At 46.2% G+C, this 21741-nt stretch carries 17 protein-coding genes; 6 read left to right on the top strand and 11 right to left on the bottom strand.

Features of this window, described 5'->3' with window-relative positions:
- Positions 1-25: 25 nt before the first annotated feature.
- The 6 genes from RDN93_RS06200 to RDN93_RS06175 all read left to right on the top strand — a co-directional run bounded on the left by RDN93_RS06200 (position 26) and on the right by RDN93_RS06175 (position 10802).
- A complete protein-coding gene (locus RDN93_RS06200) occupies positions 26-1027 on the top strand; it encodes a DUF4435 domain-containing protein (protein ID WP_308744690.1) in 1002 nt (333 codons plus the stop codon).
- Between the two features lie 31 nt (positions 1028-1058).
- On the top strand, positions 1059-2399 hold the full coding sequence (locus RDN93_RS06195) for a mechanosensitive ion channel domain-containing protein (RefSeq protein ID WP_308744689.1): 1341 nt from the start codon (positions 1059-1061) through the stop codon (positions 2397-2399).
- 49 nt (positions 2400-2448) lie between these two features.
- Positions 2449-3345 (top strand): AraC family transcriptional regulator, encoded by an 897-nt coding sequence (locus RDN93_RS06190; protein ID WP_308744688.1) that lies wholly within the window; start codon positions 2449-2451, stop codon positions 3343-3345.
- Between the two features lie 518 nt (positions 3346-3863).
- Complete coding sequence (locus tag RDN93_RS06185; RefSeq protein ID WP_308744687.1) at positions 3864-6578, top strand: TonB-dependent receptor domain-containing protein; 2715 nt, start codon at positions 3864-3866, stop codon at positions 6576-6578.
- A 36-nt stretch (positions 6579-6614) separates the two neighbouring features.
- A complete protein-coding gene (locus RDN93_RS06180) occupies positions 6615-7868 on the top strand; it encodes a hypothetical protein (RefSeq protein ID WP_308744686.1) in 1254 nt (417 codons plus the stop codon).
- A gap of 141 nt (positions 7869-8009) precedes the next feature.
- Positions 8010-10802: an ATP-binding protein gene (locus tag RDN93_RS06175; RefSeq protein WP_308744685.1), complete on the top strand. Its 2793-nt coding sequence runs from the start codon at positions 8010-8012 to the stop codon at positions 10800-10802.
- Positions 10803-10932: 130 nt separating this feature from the next.
- Here the strand turns inward: RDN93_RS06175 and RDN93_RS06170 are convergent, their stop codons facing one another.
- The 11 genes from RDN93_RS06170 to RDN93_RS06120 all read right to left on the bottom strand — a co-directional run bounded on the left by RDN93_RS06170 (position 10933) and on the right by RDN93_RS06120 (position 21636).
- Positions 10933-12372, bottom strand: coding sequence for an NADH-quinone oxidoreductase subunit N (locus tag RDN93_RS06170; RefSeq protein WP_308744684.1), 1440 nt, complete (start codon positions 12370-12372; stop codon positions 10933-10935).
- A 37-nt stretch (positions 12373-12409) separates the two neighbouring features.
- Complete coding sequence (locus tag RDN93_RS06165; protein WP_308744683.1) at positions 12410-13894, bottom strand: NADH-quinone oxidoreductase subunit M; 1485 nt, start codon at positions 13892-13894, stop codon at positions 12410-12412.
- A 38-nt stretch (positions 13895-13932) separates the two neighbouring features.
- Positions 13933-15822 (bottom strand): NADH-quinone oxidoreductase subunit L, encoded by a 1890-nt coding sequence (gene nuoL / locus RDN93_RS06160; protein WP_308744682.1) that lies wholly within the window; start codon positions 15820-15822, stop codon positions 13933-13935.
- A gap of 105 nt (positions 15823-15927) precedes the next feature.
- Positions 15928-16236: an NADH-quinone oxidoreductase subunit NuoK gene (gene nuoK / locus RDN93_RS06155; protein WP_242357440.1), complete on the bottom strand. Its 309-nt coding sequence runs from the start codon at positions 16234-16236 to the stop codon at positions 15928-15930.
- A 96-nt stretch (positions 16237-16332) separates the two neighbouring features.
- Entirely contained in the window at positions 16333-16845 is a 513-nt protein-coding gene (locus tag RDN93_RS06150) for an NADH-quinone oxidoreductase subunit J (RefSeq protein ID WP_308744681.1), read from the bottom strand.
- Between the two features lie 2 nt (positions 16846-16847).
- Entirely contained in the window at positions 16848-17336 is a 489-nt protein-coding gene (locus RDN93_RS06145; RefSeq protein ID WP_308744680.1) for a 4Fe-4S binding protein, read from the bottom strand.
- Between the two features lie 12 nt (positions 17337-17348).
- Positions 17349-18425 carry an NADH-quinone oxidoreductase subunit NuoH gene (gene nuoH, locus RDN93_RS06140; RefSeq protein ID WP_308744679.1) on the bottom strand — a complete coding sequence of 359 codons (1077 nt, stop codon included), beginning with the start codon at positions 18423-18425 and terminating at the stop codon, positions 17349-17351.
- 93 nt (positions 18426-18518) lie between these two features.
- Positions 18519-20111 (bottom strand): NADH-quinone oxidoreductase subunit D, encoded by a 1593-nt coding sequence (locus tag RDN93_RS06135; protein WP_308744678.1) that lies wholly within the window; start codon positions 20109-20111, stop codon positions 18519-18521.
- A gap of 94 nt (positions 20112-20205) precedes the next feature.
- On the bottom strand, positions 20206-20799 hold the full coding sequence (locus RDN93_RS06130) for an NADH-quinone oxidoreductase subunit B (RefSeq protein ID WP_308744677.1): 594 nt from the start codon (positions 20797-20799) through the stop codon (positions 20206-20208).
- Positions 20790-21140: an NADH-quinone oxidoreductase subunit A gene (locus RDN93_RS06125; protein ID WP_191032095.1), complete on the bottom strand. Its 351-nt coding sequence runs from the start codon at positions 21138-21140 to the stop codon at positions 20790-20792. Before RDN93_RS06125 ends, RDN93_RS06130 begins: the two co-directional genes overlap by 10 nt.
- A 118-nt stretch (positions 21141-21258) precedes the next feature.
- Positions 21259-21636, bottom strand: a complete 378-nt coding sequence (locus tag RDN93_RS06120) for a hypothetical protein (protein ID WP_308744676.1) — start codon at positions 21634-21636, stop codon at positions 21259-21261.
- Positions 21637-21741 lie beyond the last annotated feature (105 nt).

Raw genomic sequence — 21741 nt, 5'->3', positions numbered from 1 at the left:
TAATTAGTAACTTGTAATAATCAGCATGGCAACTTCACTACGAGACAACCTGACTTCTTCATACTTCAATGCAGCCCACAAGCTTTATCCGAAGAAGGCCCGTCGGCGTATCATAGCTTATGTGGAAAGCTATGACGATGTCGCTTTCTGGCGTACACTGCTTGAAGAGTTTGAAGATGACGAGCATTATTTTCAGGTGATGCTTCCTTCGGCCAACTCCCTCGCAAAGGGGAAGAAGATGGTGCTCATGAACACGCTGAATACCGCCGAACTGGGAAGAAGCCTGATAGCCTGCGTAGACAGCGATTATGATTTCCTGCTGCAAGGCGCCACCAATACTTCCCGTAAAATCAACCGGAACAAATATATCTTCCAGACTTATACGTATGCCATTGAGAACTACCACTGCTTTGCCGAAAGCCTGCATGAAGTGTGCGTGCAAGCTACATTGAACGATCGCTTCATCTTTGATTTCAATGCCTACTTGAAGAAGTATTCCGAAATCGTATATCCTCTTTTCCTGTGGAATATATGGTTCTATCGCCAACGGGATACCTATACCTTTCCGATGTACGACTTCCACACCTATACTGCCTTGCGTGAGATAAGTCTCAGGCATCCGGAAAAGAGCCTGGAAGCATTACAGCAGCGTGTCAACCAAAAGTTGTCGGAACTGAAGAAGCGTTTCTCCCGTAACATCAGCCAGGTGAATGCACTACGGGCTGAACTGAGAGAATTGGGCTTGATGCCGGATAATACTTATCTGTATATGCAGGGACATCATGTGATGGACAATGTGGTAATGAAACTTCTCACCCCTGTTTGCACAGTGTTGCGCCGGGAGCGTGAACAGGAGATTAAACGACTGGCCGAACATAATGAACAATTCAAGAACGAACTGACTTGCTATCAGAACAGTCAGGTGAATGTGGAAATAATGTTGAAGAAAAACGTAGCCTACAAGCGGCTTTTCCACTATGACTGGCTGAGGCAGGATATAAGTGAATATTTAGAAAAAGGGAAATAACAAACTAAAAGAAGAAGAGAGAAAATTGTTTATGGAAGAAGTAAAAGAGGTGATTGATACAGTGACTGTTGCATTGGCGGATGGAGATACTCAAGACGCCGGTAATGCAATGATGCAAGGCGTGAATGATGCTTTGCTGTCGATGGGAGTGGATGAAGTCTGGGCGGATAAGATTGACAACTTTATCATATTGCTGCTTATCATAGGAGTAGCCTTGCTGGCTAATCTGATTTGCCGCAAGATAATTTTGCGTACGGTATCCAAACTGGTGAAACAGACGAAAGCCACTTGGGACGACATTGTATTCAATGACAAGGTGATGGTGAACCTTAGCAGGATGGTGGCGCCGATATTGATTTACATAGCCATTCCTATCGCATTTCCCGAACATGCGGATTCCGCTCTGCTTGACTTCCTTCGCAGGCTTTGCATGATTTATATACTCGCAGTCTTCCTGCGTTTCGTAAGTGCGCTTTTTACTGCCGTTTATCTAGTATACAGCGCACGCGAACAATATAAAGACAAACCATTGAAAGGTCTCCTGCAGACAGCGCAAGTGGTTCTTTTCTTTATAGGAGCCATTATCATCATCAGTATCCTGATCAAGCAAAGTCCGGTGGTATTGCTGACCGGGCTCGGAGCTTCTGCCGCTGTTCTGATGTTGGTTTTCAAAGACAGTATTATGGGCTTTGTCTCCGGCATCCAGCTTTCTGCCAACAATATGCTGAAAGTGGGCGACTGGATTACCATGCCCAAATATGGCGCGGACGGCACAGTGATAGAAGTGACCTTGAACACTGTAAAAGTACGTAACTTCGACAATACCATCACCACCATTCCGCCTTACCTGCTGGTTAGCGACTCATTCCAAAACTGGCAGGGTATGCAGGAATCCGGCGGCCGTCGTGTGAAGCGTTCCATCAATATAGATATGACTAGCGTGCGCTTCTGCACCCCGGAAATGTTGGCGAAATATCGTAAGATACAATTGTTGAAAGACTACGTGGATCAAACGGAAAAAGTCGTGGAACAATATAACAAGGAACATGATATAGACAATTCAATACTGGTGAACGGACGCCGGCAGACCAATTTGGGAGTCTTCCGCGCTTACCTGACCAACTATCTGAAAAGTCTGCCCACTGTCAATCAGGAGATGACTTGCATGGTGCGCCAGCTCCAGCCTACGGAAACCGGTATTCCGATGGAACTTTACTTCTTTTCCGCCAACAAGGTCTGGGTTGCTTATGAAGGCATACAGGCAGACGTTTTCGATCATGTGCTTGCCATCATACCCGAATTTGACTTACAGGTGTTCCAGAATCCTTCGGGGGCGGACTTGCGCCGGATAGGAGTGAAGATAGAAAACTGATGGGCGCAATACAACAAAACAAATAATATTACAATAAACTACTTATATTATGAACACACCGTTACCTAGCCAGATTATTCGTGAGATTACCCCTTTGTCAGACAAGGACTGCTTTTATATTGCAGAACGTTACAAGACAGAGTTCACTTATCCTATTCACAATCATTCCGAGTTCGAATTGAACTTTACGGAGAAAGCGACAGGAGTGAGAAGGGTAGTCGGAGATTCTTCCGAAGTGATAGGCGACTATGATTTGGTCTTGATAACAGGTAAAGACCTGGAGCACGTATGGGAACAGAACGAGTGCCGTTCGAAAGAGATAAGGGAGATAACGATTCAGTTCTCTTCCGACCTCTTCTTCAAGAGTTTCATCAATAAGAATCAGTTCGATTCTATTCGCAGGATGCTGGATAAGGCACAGAAAGGACTTTGTTTCCCGATGTCCGCGATTCTTAAAATATATCCGTTGCTGGATACGCTGGCTTCCGAGAAACAGGGATTTTATGCGGTCATCAAGTTTATGACGATTCTTTACGAACTCTCCCTCTTCGAGGAAGACTCCCGCACGTTGTCCAGTTCGTCATTTGCCAAGATAGATATTCATTCGGACAGCCGTCGTGTGCAGAAAGTGCAGGAGTATATCAATGCCCATTATCAGGAAGAGATTCGTTTGGGACAGTTGGCGGCTATGGTCGGAATGACGGATGTGTCATTCAGCCGGTTCTTTAAATTACGTACGGGAAAGAATCTTTCCGATTATATTATTGATATCCGTCTCGGTTTCGCTTCCCGTCTGTTGGTGGATTCTACCATGTCGATAGCCGAAATCTGCTATGAGTGCGGATTCAACAACCTTTCCAATTTCAACCGTATCTTCAAGAAGAAAAAGGCTTGCTCGCCTAAAGAGTTCCGTGAGAATTACCGGAAAAAGAAGAAGCTGGTTTAATAGATAAGTGTTGTATCATAATAGAATGATAATTTATTTTTAGACAGAAGAACATAAGAACAAAAGATAAAATAGTAGTTTAATAAACTACAGAAATAATTTTCCAAGTGCGGCCTTTATGTTCTTTTGCTCTTATGTCTAAATTAAATTCCTATTCATAAAACTAAAACCATGTATTGACCGGTTTCTGCCATGCTGAAACTAAAAGTTTTTCTAACCTTGAAACTAAGAGTTTTCCAAGCTTTGAAACTAAAAGTTTCACACCGGGAAACAAAGTGTTTCACACCGAGAAACGAAGTGTTTCACGCCGAGAAACAAAGTGTTTCAACCAATGAAACAAATATTGGAACCGGAGGAAACAAATCTTTAAACCGGTGGGATGGGATTAGACAGATAGGAGATAGGTATGTAACATGCTTGCAACCTATCTTTCAATTGATTGTATTTTCTTCGTCTTATCATTGTAATACCTACCCTCTACCTTTGCCCACAGATTTAAAAACGTAGAGCAAAGTTCGATGAAAAAACTATTTCTTTTAAGATTTTCTGTTGCGGCCTTCTTCTGCTTGTTGTGTGTACTTCCCGCATTGGCTGCAAATATCAAGGTAAAAGGAGCTGTGAAAGACAAACTTTCAAAGGAACCTCTGATAGGAGCGACTATTCGCCTGATAGGCACACCAGCCGGAGCAGTTACCGATATGGACGGTAATTTCGAATTGAATGCCGCCGGTGTTTTGGAAGGTATGTATGATATTGAGATTAAATATGTAGGCTACAAGACCGAAGTACGCCGCAAGGTTCGTGTAGAGAACGGTAAACTGGTGATACTGAATCTGGAACTGGAAACCGACGCCCAGGAACTTTCTGATGTAGTAGTTGTAGCAAAGAAGAATCGTGAAAACGAGAATATGCTTTTGCTCGAACAGCAGAAAGCCGTTATCGCCGTGCAGTCTGTAGGTGTGAAGGAACTCTCCCGTAAAGGCGTTTCCGATGCCGAAGGCGCTGTCACCAAAGTTTCCGGAATCTCCAAGCAGGACGGAGTAAAAAACGTCTTTGTCCGTGGACTGGGCGACCGTTATAATACCACCACCTTCAACGGGTTTCCGGTACCGTCGGAAGATCCGGAATACAAGAATATCTCACTCGATTTCTTCGGGACAGACATCATACAGTCTGTCGGAGTAAACAAAGCCTTTACCGCCGGTGGAAGCGGTGATGTGGGAGGGGCCAATATTGATATTGCTTCCAAAGAACTGGTCGGCAGCGGATATGTCAGCGCAGGCGTTTCTGCAGGAGTGAATACACAGACTATGACCGCCGACTTCCTGAAACCGGACGGAACGAACCCCTTCGGATTTGCCAACCGTACGCAACCGTTGGGTAACGCATGGGGATTTGAAAACAAGCTGGATCCGGCAGCACAGAATTTCCAGATAGACCGCAGTTACAATATATCCGGCGGAAAGAGATTCTACGTAGGCGGAGAACGTAACGTTCTCTCTTTTTTCGCCACTGCAGGGCATACCACGGATTATCGCTACACAGATGAAACCATACGTAATACCACAACCGACGGAACCGTCTACAAGGACATGACAGGGCATAAGTCCGCCGTCAATATCAGTCAACTGGCACTGGCCAACGTGGATTTTGATATGCAGAACCGTCACCACCTGGCATACAATCTTATGCTGGTGCACAACAGTACCCAGTCTGTTGGAAATTATGAAGGCAAAAATGATACCTTCAGCGATGATTACGGTAATCAAGGGATGACCCGCCGCCAACAAGTGAATGACAACCTGCTTATTGTCAACCAACTGACGAGTAACTGGGGACTGACAGACGCGTTGAGTTTCGACGCGGGAGTCTCTTATAATATGGTGCGCGGATACGAACCGGATCGCCGCATCAACGAGATAACGAAGAATGATACAGGTTACGGGCTGGTAGGAGGAAATACGCAGTTCCGCACTTTTGCCGCATTGACGGAGAACGACCTGAATCTTCGCGGTGGACTGGTATATCGGCTAAAGGACAGTCAGGAAGAAATATCGCAGCTTCGCATAGGCTATACGGGACGCATCGTAAATGATGATTTTGAACAGACGGAATACAACCTGATAACTCTTAACGGGCCGTCGTTCACTTCATTGAATGATATTGCACTGGATGACTTTTATACATCCGCCAATTTCGGGACCCGCTTTAACGTAGACAATGCCGTAGACAAATATACAGTGAAAAAGAATATACACTCCGTTTATGCGGAAGCCGTCTACCAGTTTTCATCCCGCTGGGTGGCAAACCTGGGAGTGAAGTATGATAACGTTGATATGACCGTGGATTACAACGTAGACAAAGGCAACTCCAAAGGAAAGAACAGCATCAGGGAAAACTATTTTCTTCCGAGCCTGAATCTGAGATATAACCTGACGGACAAACATACATTGCGACTGGGGGCGAGTAAGACATACACATTGCCGCAATCAAAAGAGATTTCACCTTACCGCTATGTAGGAGTCAACTTCAAGAGCCAGGGTAACGCGAATCTGAAACCGTCGGACAACTACAACCTGGATTTGAAATGGGACTTTACCCCCACACCTACGGAACTTATCTCGCTTACCGCCTTCTACAAAATGATAAAGAACCCTATTTCACGTATCGAAACTCCGAGCGCAGGCGGATTCCTCTCTTATGAGAACATATCCGGCCAGGCTACCGTAGCAGGTATCGAGCTGGAAATACGCAAGAATCTTCTCGTACGTCCGGCAGGGAAAAACGGCACGAACAGGCTTTCGGCAGGGCTCAACGGCTCATACATCTACACTAACGCCATAATAGATGACCCCGACATCGCGGCTACCGACAAGGAAGGCTCCCAGCTCGAAGGGGCAGCGCCGTGGATTGCAAACTTTGATTTGTCGCATACCTATTCTACCGGTAGGCACTCATTTACCAACACTCTTGTTTGGGGATATGTGGGCGAGAAAGTATATACCCTCGGCACGCAAGGATACCGGAACATCATGGAAGAAGGAGTAACCACACTTGATTTTGTATCGCAGGCCAAGTTCGGCAAGCATTTCTTGTTCAGTCTCAAGGCACGCAACCTGCTCAATCCGGCCTACCGGTTGAGGCGGGAAGCCAGCGGCAACAACCGGAAAGTAGTGTTGGGCGATTATAAGAAAGGAATAAACGTGAGCTTGGGAGTGTCGTGCACATTTTAGGCTCTTACATATAAACTATTTAAATATTTAAAGGAAATGAAAAGACTATTTTTAAGCATGATGGCTATGGCAGCCATGGCAACAACCTTGACCCTGACTTCTTGCGGAAGTGATAATGATGGAGATAACATTCCGGGCGACTCGTCCATATTGGCAGCAGACGGAAAAACTCTGAAAGGAAATCTTATCGGCAAGCAGACACTGGAAGCCGGCGACTATGTGCTGGGCGGAACTGTCATTATCGAAAACGGCGGTGAACTGACTATTCCTGCCGGAACCACCATCAAGGCAGCAAAAGGATTCAGCAGTTATATCCTCGTGGCACAGGGTGGAAAGCTTTATGCGAACGGTACATCTGCCGCTCCTGTAACCTTCACTTCCGGAGAAACTACTCCGAAGTCCGGCGACTGGGGCGGAATCATCCTGAACGGAAAAGCGCCTATCTCCGGTGCGAACGAAAGCGGCAATACTGCCAATGCCGAAGTGAACAATGCCTATAAATATGGTGGTGACAACGCGTCGGACAATTCTGGGGCGCTTACTTACGTCAATATCTTCTATGCAGGTGCGCGCAACACTGCCGACATCGAGCACAACGGATTGACACTGAACGGTGTGGGAAACGGAACGAAAGTTGAGAACATCTATATCCTTGAGAGTGCGGATGATGCCATCGAGTTTTTTGGCGGTACGGTCAACGTAACCAATCTTCTGGCTGTGAACCCGGATGATGATATGTTCGACTTCACACAAGGATATACAGGTACTTTGAAAAACTGCTACGGTATTTGGGAAGAAGGATATACCAGTACGGAAGAAGACCCGCGCGGTATCGAAGCCGACGGTAACCTGGACGGAAAAGGGCCGGAGCATAAGAATCAGTCGAACTTTATCGTAGATGGCATGACTATCATCAACAATACCGTAGGCGGCAACACTACCACCGGACAGAAGAATGCTATGGACGATGTGATTAAAATACGCCGTGGAGCAACTGCCACTATCAAGAACGCTCTGGTGACATCGACATTGAATCTGACGGGATTGAAAGCCAAGGACTTGGTGGACGCAACCGACTCCAAAGGAGGTGGTACGGTGACAATCAACGTGACTTGCAACCTTTCTTCTTTCTCATACAGCAAAAAGGAAAGAGTAGATTATGAAGACAGCAGTGACCCAGGCAAGAATGTAGAGAACCAGGGAAGCATCACGCTTACAGAAGGAGCTTCCAATACCGGTGCGGATACTTCGGTTATGGGGTGGACAGGTTATACTTTTCCGGCACTTTAAGCTGAATAGCGGTGGAATAAGATACAGGGTATTGTCGTCTCTGTCACGTACTTTCCGCTATATAATTATTAGTGGCTTTATAGTATCTCTTTATTCCTTTTTCGTATCTTTGCTATTCATTTTCATTTAATGAAATAAAATATGCAAACAGACTACGAGCGGTATATCAAGATGGCTTCTCTAGCCCAGATAGGGTGGTGGGAAGCCGATTTTGCCGCAGGACATTATTTGTGCTCTGATTTCCTTTGTGACCTTCTCGGATTGGAGGGGGATACCATTTCCTTTCAGGATTTTCAGAATTTGATACGCGAGGATTACCGTGAGCAAATCATTCAAGAGTTTCGTGCAAATGCGAATATACACCGGAACTTTTATGAACAGACTTTTCCTGTTCATTCCAAGTATGGTGAAATCTGGTTGCATACTCGTCTGGCTCACCGTGAGAAAGGCACGGGAACCAATGATGGTGATAAATCTTTCGGAGTCATCCAGCGGGTGGAAGCTCCTAAAGAAACCGAACAAAGAGACGCATTGAGAAGGGTGAACAGTCTGCTTCGCCGTCAGAATTTTATCTCCCAGTCTTTACTCCGTTTCCTTCGCGATGAAGAAGTAAACTCTTGTGTCATGGAGATTTTGAATGATATCCTGAATCTCTATTACGGTGAAGGGCGTGTCTATATCTTCGAATATGATGAAAATCACACTCATCAGAGTTGTACCTACGAAGTCGTCTCCGAAGGCGTATCGTCCGAGAAAGGCAGTCTGCAAGATATTCCTATCGATCAGGGAAGATGGTGGAGCCGGCAGATTCTTTCCGGCAAGCCTATTGTGCTGAATTCCTTGAATCAGTTGCCCGCAGAGGCGGACGAGGAATTTCATTTCCTTGATGCGCAAGGCATCCTGTCGATGATGGTGACTCCTTTGATGGCAAACGACCGTATCTGGGGATATATGGGCATTGATTTAGTCAAGTCCTATCACGAATGGAGCAATGAAGATTATCAGTGGTTTTCTTCATTAGCCAATATTATCGGCATCTGTATCGAACTGCGTAAGGCCAAGGATGATGTAATCCGTGAACAGGTCTTCCTGAACAACTTGTTCCGCTTTATGCCGATGGGGTATATTCGGTTGTCGATAGTCCGGGACGAGAGGAATGAGCCTTGTGATTATAAGATAACGGATGGGAATAGCTTGGTCGTTAAGTTTTTCGGCAGGCCGATAGAAGAATACAAGGGATGTCTGGCTTCGGATATACATCCCGACTATGTTTCTAAACTCGACCTTTTGATAAGTGTGATGCGTGATAATACTTATAAGGAAGGGAATGAGTACTTCGCCAAAACCGGGACTTATACCCATTGGATTGTTTATTCACCGGAGAAAGATGAAGTGGTTGCCCTGTTCCTCGATACTACGCAGGCGGTGAAAGCCAACCGGGCAATGGACCGCAGCGAAAAACTATTTCAGAATATCTTTGCCAATATTCCGGCGGGAGTGGAAATTTACGACAAGGACGGTTATCTGGTCGATATGAACAATATGGATTTGGAGATATTCGGAGTGCTGGACAAATCGGCAGTGATAGGGGTGAATTTCTTTGAAAACCCGAATGTCTCACAGGTTATCCGTGACCGCGTGAAGAATGAAGATATGGTAGATTTCCGTCTCAACTATTCTTTCGAACGGGCTGAAGGTTATTATACTTCCAGTCTTTCAAAGTCGATAGATATCTATACCAAGGTCAGCAAACTCTACGACAACGAGGGCAACTTTAACGGATATATTCTTATTAGCATTGATAACACCGAACGTCTTGACACGCTGAACCGTGTCCGTGATTTCGAGAACTTCTTCCTGTTGATATCAGACTATGCCAAAGTGGGTTATGCCAAGTTGAACCTCATGAACCGGAAGGGATATGCCATCAAGCAATGGTATAAGAATATGGGAGAGGATGAAGATACTCCGTTGAGTGAAGTCGTAGGCGTTTACCGCCATGTGCATCCGGACGACCGGCAAAGTATTCTTGATTTCTTCGAAGAAGTGAAGAAGGGTAACAGACGTCATTTCCAGAAGGAAATGCGTGTCCGCCGTGTGGGGACGACAGACCGGTGGAACTGGGTACGCTCCAACATCGTAGTGACTACCTACAAGCCGGAAGAGGATGAGATAGAAATCATAGGCATCAATTACGATATCACGGAGTTGAAGGAGACGGAGGCGGAACTGATTCTGGCACGTGACAAGGCGGAAATGGCCGACCGTCTGAAGAGTGCTTTCCTTGCCAATATGAGCCATGAGATCCGCACTCCGTTGAATGCCATTGTCGGTTTCTCTGACTTGCTGGTTGAAGCGGATAATCTTGAGGAACGGAGAGAATATGTTAAAATAGTCCGTGACAATAATGACTTGCTGCTGCAACTGATTACGGATATACTTGACCTTTCGAAGATTGAAGCCGGTACGTTCGAATTTTCTATCGGAGATGTCGATGTGAACGCACTGTGCGAAGATATTGTCCGCTCCTTGCAGATGAAAACGAAGGAAGGAGTGGAACTTCTGTTTGACTCGTGTCTTTCGCAATGCCATATTATCAGCGACCGCAACCGTCTGCATCAGGTTATCTCCAACTTTGTGAACAACGCGATTAAGTTTACTTCGCACGGAAGTATCCGTGTGGGGTATCAGATAAAGGGCGAAGAACTGGAATTTTATGTACAGGATACGGGAGTGGGGATTGACGAGGAACATCAGTCGCATATCTTCGAGCGTTTTGTCAAGCTCAACTCTTTCGTGCCCGGCACAGGACTGGGACTTTCCATCTGTCAGAGTATCGTAGAGCAACTGGGCGGACGGATAGGCGTTGACTCCGAACCGGGCAGGGGTTCACGGTTCTGGTTCAGGCTGCCAGGGGTGATTGTGACGGAATGAGTATATTGGGAATGTACGGCTTTTCAGGCATTCAGACTGTAACGATAATAAGAGAAAAGGCAGTAGCTGCTCCCGTTGATGGGAGGCTACTGCCTTTTTCTGTTATACAGTTCCGGTCGATTGTTTTTTATTATATACCGAACGAGAGTTTATCAATAGACTGATATACGATACTTGCGATACCCAGTCCGATAATGCCCAGCGTACAAAGCGCCAGTCCCCATTTTGTACAGCGGTCGCTGCGGAATGTGGGAATCGGATCGTCGGAAGGGGTGATATACATTGCCTTCACAATCAGCAGATAGTAGTACAGTGAAATCACTGTATTGACCAATGCGATGAATACCAGCAGATGGAAACCTGCATCGAAAGCCGCCATGAAGATAAAGAACTTCGAGAAGAATCCGGCAAAAGGAGGGATACCTGCCAATGAGAATAAAGACAGGGTCATAAGGAGCGCTACCTTCGGATTCGTCTTGTAAAGTCCCGCATAATCTTCGAGTGTGAACTTCTGGCTGCGTAGTGCCACGATAGTGATTACGGCAAATACGCCGAGGTTGGCGGCAGCATATACAAGTACGTAATATACTAACGCTGTCATTCCCTGTGCGGTGCCGCCGATAACGCCCAGCATGATATATCCGGCTTGTGAGATACTGGAGAATGCCATCAGACGTTTCAGGTTCTGCTGGCGGATAGCGAATATGTTGGCAATGGTGATAGAGGCGATAATCACCCAGTAAAGCACTTCCTGCCAGTCGTTTATCATCGGAGCGAATACTTTGATAAGAATAGCCATTAGCACGAAAGCGGCCGAACCTTTTGAAACAACGCTCAGATAAGCGGTGACCGTACTTGGTGCACCTTCGTATACGTCTGCTGTCCAAAGGTGGAACGGAACGAGTGATAACTTGAATGCCATCCCTGTGAAGAAGAATACGAATGCCATGATTTGCAACGGATTTCCGTCGATATGGGCGGGAAGGTCTTCAAAATACAACGTTCCGGTGGAACCGTAAATCATGGACAAGCCGAACAACAACAGGGCGCTGGAGAAGAGGGCGGTAAGAATATACTTGGCTCCTGCTTCGGCAGAGTTGTGACGGTATTTGTCGAAGGCAATCAGGGCAGCCATCGGGATGGATGCCGTTTCCAGTCCGATGAAGAACATCAGGAAGTGTCCGGCGGAAATCATGAGATACATACCAAACAGAGTGGAGAGTGTCAGTACATAAAATTCTCCTTGTTTGAAAGAGGTATCTTCACGTTTCATCCATTCGTGTGCCATCAGGAAGACAATCAGTGTACCTACGTTCAGAATTGACTTGACAACCGTATGCATGGGTACGTAGTGGTACATACCGCCAAATACGTCGGCAGCAGTTCCCGGAACGAGATTGATAGCTGTATGAATCGCCATCAGAATGACGGGTAACATGGTGTTCAGTCGTGCTTTTCCGTCATTTTTGTGTGCGTCCGGACTCATGAAGAGGTCGGCCAAGAACAGTAGTAGCAGAACAACTACGAGCGACAGCTCTTCTCGCATATGTAGAAATTGTGAATAATCCATATTGTAATTTACTATTTAACGATTTACAATTTACTATTTAGGGTATCAGTTGTGAGACAACCGGCAATACACTTTCACCAATCATGTGGCTGATCCAAAAAGGAGCCATACCCAGTCCGGCTACACAAACGATGAGGCAGATAACGGCTACACGTTCGTCCCACGTTGCGTCGGTCAGTTCGAGGTGGTGCTTGTTGGTACAGGTTCCATACAGAATCTTACCTACCAGGCGCAGGATATAGACTGCTGTAATCACGATCGAAGAGCAGGCGATGATAGTCAGTGTGCGGTGGAATACATCGTTGTTCTGGAAAGAACCGACGAAGATGGTCATTTCGGCAATGAAACCACTCAGCCCCGGAAGACCGAGGTTGGCAAGACCGGCAATCACGTAACATACACTGAGGAACGGCATAATCTTCATCAGACCGGCAAGCTCGCGAACGTCACGGGTGTGTGTACGTCCGTAAATCATACCGATAAGGGCGAAGAACAAGGCTGTCATCAATCCGTGGGACAGCATTTGGAGGATAGCTCCCGTTGCAGCCGTCTGATTCAGCATCAGGATGGCGAAGAGAACCAGTCCGCAGTGAGATACGGAAGAGTAGGCGTTGATATATTTCAAGTCAGTCTGTACGCAAGCGGAGAAGGCTCCGTAGACCACAGAGATACCTGTCAGTATCAGGAATATCCATGAAAGTTCGTTAGCGGCTTCCGGCATCAGGTACATGGCGATGCGGAAACATCCGTAACCACCCAGCTTCATCAATACTCCGGCATGGAGCATGGATACTGCTGTCGGGGCGGAAGCATGACCGTCGGGACTCCAGGTATGGAATGGGAAGAGGGCACCCAGTACACCAAAGCCGAGGAAAGTCAGCGGGAACCAGATGCATTGTTGTGCAAACGGTATATTGTGTAACTGTGCGATTTCGAGCAGGTTCATTGTCGTTGCTCCCGAGCCGAAGTAGATTCCGAGGATTCCGATCAGCAGGAAGGCGGAACCGCCCATCAGCATCAGTGTCAGCTTCATGGCTGCATATTCCTTGCGTCCCGAACCCCATACGCCGATCAGCAGGTACATAGGTATCAGGGCTATTTCGTAGAACATAAACATGGTGAATAAGTCTACGGATATAAAGAATCCGAATACTCCCATTGACAATAGGGTGAACCAAAGGAAATATTCTTTTGTCAGAGGTTGCAGACGCCAGGAAGCGAATGTTCCGGTGAAGACGATGATGGCGGACAGTAACAGCATGGCTACCGAGATTCCGTCGACGCCGACCGAATAGGAGATATGAAGCGGTGCATACCAAAGGGTGTCTGCACGGAAAAGCATTTCCGCTGTATTTCCGGCACTACGCTCTCCCAGATACATGAATGTAAGTACGACAGATGCAATCAGAAGTGCCGATGCGCCAGTAACCATAACCCCGCGGATCGCTTTTATTCCTCTTGCTGCCCAGAGTCCGGCCAGCATCAGGAGGGGGATAAGTACGAATATTGATAAGAAATTCATCTTTATAATTTACTATTTAAAGATTTACTATTTACTATTTAGAGAATCAACAGTAGGATAAGTGCCAGTGCACCGCAAAGGAACACATATGCATATTGCTGTACTTGACCGCTCTGTAAACCACGGATTTCATCGCTTGTAGTATTGGTAGCCCATGCCAGGAAGTTGAAGAATCCGTCCACTACATGACGATCCCACCATGCGATAGGAGTAGAGATGCAGCGGAAGATAATCTTGTGCGTAATGAACTGGTATATGTCATCAATATAGAAACGATTGTAAGCAGCCTTGTGCAATCCCTTGAACTGTTTTGCCAACGAATCGGCAACGGGCTGTTTGGCATTCTTATACATCCAGGTAGCGATGGCAATAGAAATAATGGCAATAACCACACTTGTGACAGCTACCGACAGGTCGAGATGGATAGAGTAAGACTCTCCGTTCGAACTGATGAAATGTCCGAAAGGAATAAAGCCGGCTCCACAGGTTATCGCTGCCAGAAACATCAAGGGGAATGTCATCGCTAACGGACTTTCGTGCGGCGTGTGGTGAGCGTGCAATTCTTTGTTTTCCTTGCCCCAAAAGATACCATAGTACAAACGGAACATATAGAAAGCAGTCATCGCGGCAATTACCGTCATCACCCAACCCATTACAGGGCTGTATTGGAAGCAGGCTGCCAGAATCTCGTCTTTCGAGAAGAAGCCGGAGAACGGGGGAATACCCGCAATGGCAAGGCAGGCAATCAGGAATGTCCAGTGAGTGACAGGCATATATTTGCGTAATCCGCCCATTGCGGACATTTCATTGGAGTGTACCGCATGGATAATGCTACCTGCACCAAGGAAGAGCAGTGCTTTGAACATGGCATGTGTGAAGAGATGGAACATGGATGCCATGTATCCCAATCCGCCTTCGTGCGGGTTCATGGAAGTGCAAACGCCCAAAGCTACCATCATAAAACCAATCTGTGAGATAGTAGAGAAAGCGAGTACACGCTTGATATCCGATTGCACGCAAGCTACACTTGCAGCATAGAAGGCAGTGAATGCACCTACCCAGGCTACCATATGCAAAGTGTTCGGAGCATATGCGATGAAGAGCGGGAACATACGTGCCACGAGATAAACTCCGGCAACTACCATCGTTGCCGCATGGATCAGGGCACTGACCGGAGTAGGCCCTTCCATTGCATCGGGCAACCATATATGCAATGGGAACATCGCACTCTTACCGGCACCACCCACGAACATCAGGCCGAGGGCTAACGGAAGCATGGCAGCTCCACCGCTGACCAGTGATACCGTATCCGGAGTGAAACCGAATGTTCCACCATAATATCCGTAAATCAGGATACCAATCAGGAAGCCTAAATCGGCAAAACGAGTGACAATAAATGCTTTCTTGGAAGCGGAGATTGCTGTAGGTTTTGTATAGTAGAATCCGATTAATAAATAAGAACTTACACCCACCAATTCCCAAAAGAGATACATTTGGAAGATATTTGTCGCTACTACCAATCCCAGCATTGACATAGTAAACAGGGAAAGGAAAGCGTAATAACGTTGAAAGCCGGTCTCGCCTTTCATGTAGCCGAAGGAGTAGATATGTACCATCAGCGACACGGTAGAGATGACAATCAACATCATTACAGATATGGGATCGAGCAGGATGCCCAGATCGAAGTGTAATGTCTCTGTAAAAGGAAGCCACGTGAAATTATAAGGTATCAATGTGGCAAATGTTCCGTCTTCCAGCCGCGGGGCGGAGAAATATTGGAAAGCAGTCACATAAGACAGTACCGCTACCGTTCCCAGTACCAGAGTACCGATGATACCCGCCGTCCGATGTGACATCCATTTTCCCCCGATTCCCAGTATGAGAAAGGAGAAGAAAGGAAGAAGGAGTATTAGAATTGTTAGTTCCATACAGTTTTATTTAATTACTTGTTTTATTATTACTTATATTTATCATAAACTCATCTGTTTATCCGAATGGAAACCTGGAAGTGGCACCTTGGCACCGCTTCACCTTTACCATTTCAGGTCGTCGAGGTTGCGGACTTGGATGCTTCGGAGATTACGGTAGATATTGATCATGATGGCGATAGCTATTGCAGTTTCCGCGGCCGAAATGGCGATGGAGAACAGTGCAAAGAAATAGCCCTCCATTCCTTCCGGGAAGAGAAAACGGTTGAACACGGCAAAGTTGATGTCCGTGGCGTTCAGCATTAACTCTACTGAAATCAGGATAGCCAGCGTGTTACGGCGGGTAAAGAATCCATAGATTCCTGCAAACATCATGATGGTAGAGACTACCAGATAATATTCCATGTGTATCATATATAGTGCTTTAGTGTTTAGTGATTAATGATTAATAACTGAAAGGGGGTAATGCAAAGTGTTAATCACTTATCACTCACCACTACCCCGTTATTTTCATCTCTTGCGGGCAATCATGATACCACCGATGATGCAGGCCAGCAACAGGATACTGACAGCTTCGAAAGGCAATACATAACCATATTTGTCACTACTCAGCAAGGCGTGTCCGATGGTGTGGATGTTTATCTCCAGTGGGGCAAGATTCTTGGTTTGCAGGAAATTATGCTTCAGTGTGATAAACAGGATAATTGCCAGTCCGGCAACCATCGTAAAGAGCCCTGCCAGGAACCGGCTCCGTTTTAGTTTCTCGACGCGGTCTCCCTCGCCACTGGTCAGCAGGATGGAGAATACATAAAGCACGACGATACCACCGGCGTAAACCATAATCTGGACGGAGCCCAAAAAGGTGTAGCCCAGCAAGAAGTAGATGCCGGCCGTGCCGAAGAGCACGAAGAGCAGGTAAGTAGCCGAGCGGACAATCCGTTGGGTAGTCACCGTCATGATGGACATAGCAATAATAAATGCTGCCAAAAAGTAGAATACTACTGTTTCAAGTGTTGATCCCATATCTAAACTTCTTTTTTCTTTTCTATTACTTTACTACCGTCATGATTCAGTTTCAGGACGAGCTTGGAGCGGTCGAATACTGCATGTTCGAAATTCTGGTCGAACGTGATAGCATCGTGCGGACAAGCATTTACACAAAGTTGGCAGAACATACAGGCTCCCAAGTCATATTCATAGGTCGCCAGGATTTTCTTCTTCTTGCCGTCTTCGGTTTCGATCGTTTCGCTGGTCACTTTGATCGTATCGTTCGGACAAGCCATCTGACACAATCCGCAGGCTACGCAGCGATGTTCATTATTCTCATTGTGGGGCATGTTCAGTGTTCCGCGGAACCGGTCGAACATCTTCAGTTCCTTCCGGTTCTCGGGATATTGCTCGGTCACTTTCTTGCGGAAGTACACCTTGATGCTGGTTTTCATACCCGTTGCCAGTGTGCTGATGCCGTGCACCAGACCACCTAAGTACGTATATTTCTTATCTTTATATTCCATAATTCTCATTTATCAGAAATGAAAGCCGAAGGCTACGCAACAAGCCATGATTAATAAATTCACCATAGAAATAGGAACCAGGTATTTCCATTCCAGATTCAGTATCTGGTCGATACGCAGACGTGGGAAAGTCCATTTAATCCACATCAGCAGGAATACCACAAAAAATGCCTTGCCGAAGAACCAGATGAATCCGGGGATATAGTCCATTACGGCATTAAATCCGTCCAGGCCGACAATGTGCAACGGCATCCATCCTCCCAGGAAGATAGTGGCGGCAACACTGGCTACGATAAACAGGTTCAAATATTCTGCCAGATAGAAGAATCCGAAACCCATACCGGAATATTCGGTGTGGTATCCGGCAGTCAGCTCACTTTCCGCTTCGGGAAGGTCGAACGGGCCGCGGTTACATTCGGCGTTTCCGGCAATCAGGTAGATGATGAAAGCAATCACAGCCGGGATATGTCCCTTGAAGATGAACCAGCCGTTGGCTTGCCCTTCCACGATTTCAGAAAACTGCATGGTTCCCATCAACACGACCATCGTCATGATACTCATGCCAACGGAAAGTTCATAACTGATTATCTGCGCGCCGCTTCTCATGGCACCAATCAGGGAGAACTTGTTGTTACTACCCCAGCCGGCAAGCAGAATGCCGACAACTCCGATGCTGGAAGCAGCTAACAGGAAGAATACCCCGACGTTGAAATTCAGAATTTCCGCTCCCTTATTAAAAGGAATACAAGCGAAAGTAAGGAACGAGGCGATAATCACCATGAACGGGGCCAGGTTGTAGAGGAAATGGTCGGCGCCTTTCGGCATGAAGATTTCCTTAGTCATCATTTTGAGCACGTCGCATACCACTTGGATAGAACCCCATTTGCCCACACGGTTCGGGCCGAGACGGCACTGGAAGAACCCGCAGACCTTGCGCTCCATGTAAATCAATATGATAGCGAGAATGGCATACAGTGCAACAATGCACACGCCGACAGCCACACATTCTATAAATACAGCCACTCCCTCAGGCATAATGGAGAGAAGCAGCTCATGTATCCAATTTGTTACTATACTAAAGTCGAACATATTTAATTAGTGTTTAGTGTTTAATGATTAGTGATTAACATATTGATGCATTCTTTTCCGTTAATCGTTCATCACTAAACGTTAATCGTTAACTTATCGGTCAATATCCGGAACCACATAATCTATTGTTCCGCCAATAGCAATCAAGTCGGCTATCTTGGCTCCCCGGCAAATAGTGTCAATTGCCGCAACAAGTGGCAAACCGGTAGAGCGATAGTGCAGGCGGTAAGGCATCTTGTCGCCCTGGCTTTCGAGGAAGACACCAAATTCACCACGGCTTCCTTCCACGGCAGCATAGTAACTGCCTTCGGGAACACGGATGATTGGCTTCATCTTTTCCTGATATGGCCCTTCGGGGATATTGTCTATTAATTGCTCGATGATGTTCAGACTTTCCATTATCTCATCCATACGTACCAGGTAACGGGCGAAGCAGTCACCTTCGGTATAAATGATTTCTTTGAAATCTACTTTGTCGTATACACCGTAAGGCATTCGCTTACGTACGTCGCAAGCCCAACCCGAGGCACGACCGGTACCACCGGTGCAGCCGAAAGAAATAGCATCTTCGCGACTCAATACACCCACGCCTTTCATACGGCTTTGAGCGATGATATTGCCTGTGAATATATCGTGATATTCATGAATGATACCTCTCATATACGGGATAAATTCTTTCACCCGTTTGACGAAGTTCGGGTGGAGGTCAGCCTGTACGCCGCCAATTGTATTGTAGTTCATAATCAAACGTCCACCGCACGTTTCTTCAAATATGTCCAGAATCTTTTCACGGTCGCGGAAGCCGTAGAAGAAAGCGGTCAGTGCTCCCAAGTCCATAGCGAGGCAGGAGTAGAATAACAAGTGGGAGTCGATACGTTGCAACTCATCCATAATCGTACGGATATATTGCACACGTTCGCTTACTTCGATACCCATCGCTTTCTCGATACACATACACAATGCGTGACGATTCTGATGTGCGCCCAAATAATCGAGACGGTCTGTCAGAGCCAGCGTCTGAGGATAAGTAAGACTTTCATTCATCTTTTCGATACCCCGGTGGATATATCCGCAGTTTGCGTCAATCTTACGGATGATTTCACCTTCAAGGGAAACACGGAAACGCATTACACCATGAGTCGCAGGGTGTTGCGGACCGATATTGACTACGTATTCTTCTTCTCCGAAGAGTTTCGTCTCTTTGCTTTTGATTGTTCCGTCCGGGTTCAACTCAATTTCCTGAGTCGTGTCGAACGTTTCTTCATTGGTCATGCAGAGCGGATTGTCTTTCTCCGGGTCGTTGTCTTTGCGCATCGGATAACCTATCCAGTCGTTACGCAGATAAAGGCGGCGCATATCGGGATGACCGACAAAGGTGATGCCGTAATAATCGAAAACTTCGCGTTCGTAGAAATCGGCTATCTTCCAAATATCACTGACAGATGGTATTTCCGGCAGGTCACGGTTGGTTGTCGCAGTTTTCAGTGCTAGCCGTTCGCCTGTGACGGTAGATTCCAGATGATAGACTACGCCTAAACCGCGGAGCTTCTCCGGAGCGTCTTTCTCATCCGCTACTCCCCAGTCCATACCGGTGAGGCTTTCAAGAAAGTCCATCTGCTTTTCATTTCGCAAGCGCAACATCTCGTCGTGTAATGCTGCAGGGGCTATAAATTGTATTTCTTGCATGTTTATATAGTGTTTAGTGATGAACGATTAGTGATGAACGTCTTTTGAATACAACAGTGTATCAATCAACAGTTAATCGTTAATCACTATTACATTAATCATTAATTTCCGGTTTCTTCTCTTTCCTGTTCACTCCACCAAAGAACTTTTCTATTTTCACTTTGCGTTGCAACTGCATCATGCCATAATAGAAAGCCTCGGGACGCGGCGGGCATCCGGGGATATATACATCTACCGGAAGAATCTTGTCCACTCCGTTCACTACGTGGTAGGACTTTTTGAAAGGACCGCCACTGACAGCGCATCCACCTACGGCAATCACATATTTCGGGTCGGGCATCTGGTCGTAGAGTCGTTTCAATACAGGAGCCATCTTGTTCGTGATTGTTCCGCATACCATAATCATGTCGGCTTGGCGCGGACTGGCACGGGCTACTTCAAACCCGAAGCGGGCCATGTCATAACGCGCGGCACCCAGTGCCATGAATTCGATACCGCAACAACTGGTAGCGAAGGTAAGCGGCCACAGCGAGTTGCTGCGTCCCCAGTTGATAAAGTCATCGAGAACTCCGAGAGCGACGTTTGCCCCTCCGGCATTAAGTTCCCTGACCAACTTTTCCAATGATTCATTGTCGACGAACTCCTCATACGGAATTGATTTTATTTTTGGCTTTTTGGTTATTTCCATTCCAAAGCTCCTTTCCTCCAGGCATAAGCAAGACCCAGAACTAGAATAATAAAGAAGAAGAGAACACTGATAAGTCCCTGCGGTCCCATTTCACGCATGACCACCGCCCACGGAAACAGAAAAGCTGTTTCAACGTCGAACATCAGGAACAGAATAGCAAACAGGTAGTAACCTACACGGAACTGCATCCATGATTTACCACGTGTCGGTATACCACATTCGTAAGCTTCAAACTTCTGTACATTGTACGAACGAGGTGAAATAGCTCGTGAGAGGGCTATCACTACACCGACAAAAGCAAGCGCTGTCAGTAAAACAACAACTAAAAATGTAAAATTCATAATTCAATAGCTGTTTAGATTGAATATTATAGAAATCAACAACCGGCTTATCCACCCTCCGGGGGATGAAACCAACTGTAATATAAGTGACGGGCAAAAAGGCCGACTGTACTGTCGTCTAAACCACAATCTTTCTTAACCCATATATATAATAGGAGATAGGATCGTGGTAATAAGTAGGAGTGTGAAGCGATGCGGAATCGGGCGGACTTTGAAGTTTGTAATGCTCGCAGAAATAAGCAATCAGCAATAGCATACTTTTATCTGCCGGAACATGTGTAACGTCCGTATGGCTCATATCGCAGGATTGGGTAGAATAAAAGTTATAGAGACGTTCCAAAGCGTTGTGCACCGGACGGTCTTGGGACACATAGCACCTCTCCTGACGATAAGCCGGGGAAGAAACCTTGCAGATATTTTCTATTGCTCCATTTGTAGTGCAATGAATAAGCAAAGTCAGTACTAAAAGTAGTCCGAATTTTAAGCTTTGTTTCATCTTTCTCTTTTAACGGCTGCAAATATAGGACTAATATTTATACTTTTTGCAAAGTCCGGGTGGCAAAAAAGGTTTTTTTAGCACTCGACTTGATTTATATCAACT

It is taken from the genome of uncultured Bacteroides sp. (genome assembly GCF_902491285.1).
Classification (GTDB): Bacteria; Bacteroidota; Bacteroidia; order Bacteroidales; family Bacteroidaceae; genus Bacteroides.
The sequence above is the reverse complement of the archived record's forward strand: the minus strand, read 5'-3'. Positions and strand labels throughout refer to the sequence as shown.